The organism is Acidimicrobiales bacterium (genome assembly GCA_035533095.1).
In the GTDB taxonomy this organism is placed as follows: domain Bacteria; phylum Actinomycetota; class Acidimicrobiia; order Acidimicrobiales; family Palsa-688; genus DATLUM01.
Genome location: DATLUM010000128.1, coordinates 1 through 3,626 on the forward strand (window position 1 = coordinate 1; position 3,626 = coordinate 3,626).

At 66.2% G+C, this 3,626-nt stretch carries 3 protein-coding genes; 2 read left to right on the plus strand and 1 reads right to left on the minus strand.

Annotation, left to right across the window (positions count from 1 at the left end; all coding sequences use genetic code 11):
• The coding region (locus VNF71_15090; GenBank protein ID HVA75881.1) for a protein kinase at positions 1-879 on the plus strand (879 nt) is incomplete at its 5' end.
• Positions 880-885: 6 nt separating this feature from the next.
• Here the strand turns inward: VNF71_15090 and VNF71_15095 are convergent.
• Positions 886-3,048 carry an adenylate/guanylate cyclase domain-containing protein gene (locus tag VNF71_15095; GenBank protein ID HVA75882.1) on the minus strand — a complete coding sequence of 721 codons (2,163 nt, stop codon included), beginning with the start codon at positions 3,046-3,048 and terminating at the stop codon, positions 886-888.
• A 52-nt stretch (positions 3,049-3,100) separates the two neighbouring features.
• Here VNF71_15095 and VNF71_15100 point away from each other — a divergent pair.
• A partial coding sequence (locus tag VNF71_15100) for a DUF72 domain-containing protein (GenBank protein ID HVA75883.1) occupies positions 3,101-3,626 on the plus strand: 526 nt, incomplete at its 3' end.

Below are 3,626 nucleotides of genomic sequence, written 5' to 3' on the forward strand. Positions count from 1 at the left end.
CTCGAGCTGATGGGCACCGAAAACTACATCGTCCTGGAGTTCGTCCGTGGCAAGTCGTTGCGTGATCGGATCAACGAGGGGCCCATCCCACCACCGCAGGTGTTCGCTGTCATGCACGGTGTCCTGCAGGCCCTCGACTACGCGCACAAACGGGCCATCGTGCACCGTGACATGAAGCCGGAGAACGTGCTCCTGTCCGACGACGGGATGGTCAAGGTCGCCGATTTCGGCATCGCGCGGCTCACCGACGACAGCGGAGTCGGCGGGACGGCGACCAAGACGGGCACCACCGTCGGCACCCCGCAGTACATGTCTCCCGAGCAGGTGGCCTCGAGCAAGGTGGACGGGCGCAGCGACCTCTACTCCGCGGGGATCGTGTTCTATGAGCTCGTGACGGGCCAGCCACCGTTCACCGCGTCAGAGGCCGACGGGCCGTTCACGCTGATGGCCAAGCACGTCCAGGCGCCGCCCAAGCCACCGTCCGTGTTCCAGCCCGGCCTCGATCCGGTCCTCGAGCAGGTGATCTTGAAGTCGATCGCCAAGCGCCCTGAAGACCGGTACCAGACCGGCGAGGAGTTCGACACGGCGATGTCGCAGGCGGCGGACCGGATGTGCCCCGGCTGGCAGCGGAGCCTCGAACCGGGCGCCGACCTGTCGCGCATGGTGCCGGGCGCCGCGTCGCCTGCGATGGCGCCCGCGACGCCGATCGGCATCGCGATCGCCCAATCGGCGATGCCGGTGCCCGCCCAGGTGGTGTACAACCCGGCCCCGCCCGTCAAGCCCGTGGCCAAGAAGGCAACCGGGTGCCTCGGCGTGTTGGTCGGGATCGCGGGGGTCTCGGCCCTGGCCGGGCTCCTGGCCGCGGCGGTCCTCCGCTAGCCGAGGTTAGTTAGGAGAGATTCCCTCGCGGGCCATGGCTTGTTCGGCTGCCTCTCCGACCAGGATGTCGCGCGAGCCGGACTCCCCAGCCGCGATCACGGTCTGCTGCGTGTACTGCGACGTGTAGTCGTGGTGGACCCTGGTCGCCATCTCGGTCGGGAACGGCACCCACGGAGAGGTCGGGGTCTCGCGGACGGCGGTGAGCTCGTAGATCCGGAAGGTCTCGGCTGACTTGCCTTTCAGCTGGACGCCCGGCACCAGGTCCACCGCGATGTAGTCCTTGCACATCTGGTAGGTCTCCTCGCCGATCAACACTTGGAACGCGGGCGCGTGCGCGCAGAACCGCGCTGCCGTGTTGACCGTGTCGCCAAGCGCCGTGTACTGGATGCGGCTGCGTGAGCCCATGTTGCCGACGACTGCAGGTCCGCTGTTGATCCCGATGCCCCATCGGATCGGGGGGAGTCCCTTGGCCAGGAGCATCTGCTCCAGCTCGGGCGCGTGATTGACGAGGTCGTAGGCGCACCGGACCGCGAGCAGTGCATGGTTCTCCTGCAGGCGAGGGGCGTTCCAGAAGGCCATGATCTCGTCGCCGACGTACTTGTCGACGGTCCCGTCCCACTTGAAGATCAGGCCGCTGAGATGGTCCAGGTAGGTCGTGACCAGCTCGGTGACGTCCGGCGGGGCCATCGACTCCGACATCGAGGTGAACCCGCGGATGTCGACGAACAGGAGCGTGATGTCGCGCCGCTCGCCGCCTCGCATGATGTCGTCCACGCCCCGGCGCGTCTTGGCCAGCTGCGCCACGATCTCGGGCTTGAGGTACTGGCCGAAGATGGCCGTCACCTTGCGCTTCTCCCGGTCCTCGTAAAGGAAGCGATAGGCGGTCACGCCCGAATAGGTGAGTGCGACGGCGAGCCATGGGTGGAACACGTCGGGAACGAAGTTGTAGAAGGACGCGAGCGCCGCCATGGCGAACGTGAACACGACCAAAGCTACCACCGTGCCGAGCAAGCCCCACAGCACGCTCACCCTCGAAACGCCGACCGCCGTGGCGAGACCCAGCACGAGGAGGAGCGACAAGAGCAACCAGGCGGGCTCGGGCGTCAGGAGCGTCGAAGGCGCGCCCGACATCATCCGCACGACATTGGCCAGGATCTCGACGCCGGCCATCGAAAGGGTGCCGTTGCTGCCGGCGCTGGTGGTCACCAGCTGCTCGTCGTTGACCCCTGACAGGTCATACGCGCCGACCAGGACGATGTTGCCTTTGAACATGTCGGCCGGAGCGGCACCACTCATCACGTCGGCCAGCGATACGTAACGCTTGTAATGGGCGAAGTTGCCGGGCGGTCCCGAGAAGTTGACGAGCGCCGAGCCCGTGGAATCGACGGACATGTTGAACCCCGTCCCCACGCTCGCCGTTCCACCCGATTCCTGCGGCTCGGGGAACGTCTGGAAGTCGGGCTGGGATGCTCGGAAGGCGGCGAATCCGAATGTGTCGATAAGCGGCGTCGCGCACGTACCCGCCGCATAGCAGGCGGGCTGCACGAACATCGGCACGCGCCTGACCACGCCGTCGGCGTCGAGCACGAAGTCGGGCGAGGCGAGGACCACGTTGGGGTCTGGCTTCTGGCATGGCACGCTCGGGTCGGGGTTGGAGTCCTGGCAGCGGAACTCCTTGAGAGGGATCTGGTCGATGCCCGCCGGCGGCCCGGCCTGGACCACCTTGCCCTGCTGGACCTGGAGGTCCGAGGCCGGGTACGACAGGACGACGGGGATCGTGCTGGCGGCCAGCGCCCTGGCGAAGGTGCCGTCGGTCAGCGGGTCCCTGGGGTCGGCGAACTCGACGTCGAATCCCACGACCGTCGCGCCGTCCCGCTCAAGGTTCTCGAGTGCCGTTGCGTAGACGCTGCGCGGAAACGGGTAGGTTCCGATCGCCTGCGCACTCCGGTTGTCGATGCCCACGATCACGACCCCGGGGCCGGGGTCTGTCTGGTTGGCGAACAGGCGGTCCTCCGGGTGGACGGCGATTTTGACCAGGCATCCCGAGGCGCCGGCGTCGCACACCGCCTGCTGCGTGTACAGCCAGTAGATGGCCCCGCTGAGCACCAATGCCAACATGACCGCCACGACGGTCCGGTAGGTGTACCAGTAGCGGATGTTGCGGCCCACGGGCGGAGGGATCATAAACCTGCTTCGTTCAGGTTGTGATTAGGATCGAGCGATGACGGTTCGCTGCGGGATCGCCGGGTGGATTGACAAGTCTTTGATCGACTCCAGGCTGTTCTACCCGCTCCACGTCAAGACGTCGGAGGAGCGTCTCAACTTCTACGCCACGCAGTTCTCGCTGGTCGAGGTGGACTCGACCTACTACGGGATGCCCAAACCCGAGAACTCCGAGCTCTGGGTGGCTCGCACGCCGTCCGACTTCACGTTCGACGTCAAGTCGTTCTCTCTTTTCACCAATCACCCGACCAAGCCGATGGCGCTGCCCAAGGACATCCGCGACGAGCTGCCGGAGAACCTGCGCGACAAGAACATCTACCTCGAGCAGATGCCGGACGAGCTCGTGGACGAGTCGTGGGACCGGTTCCGTGCCGCCCTCGAGCCTTTGCAGACCGCCGGCAAGCTGGGTGCCGTCTTCTTTCAGTTCCCGCCGTGGTTCCTGCCGTCATCGCGCTCGCTCGCCTACATCGAGCAGTGCCAGGAGCGAATGTTCGGGTTCCAGGTCGCGGTCGAGTTTCGCAAAC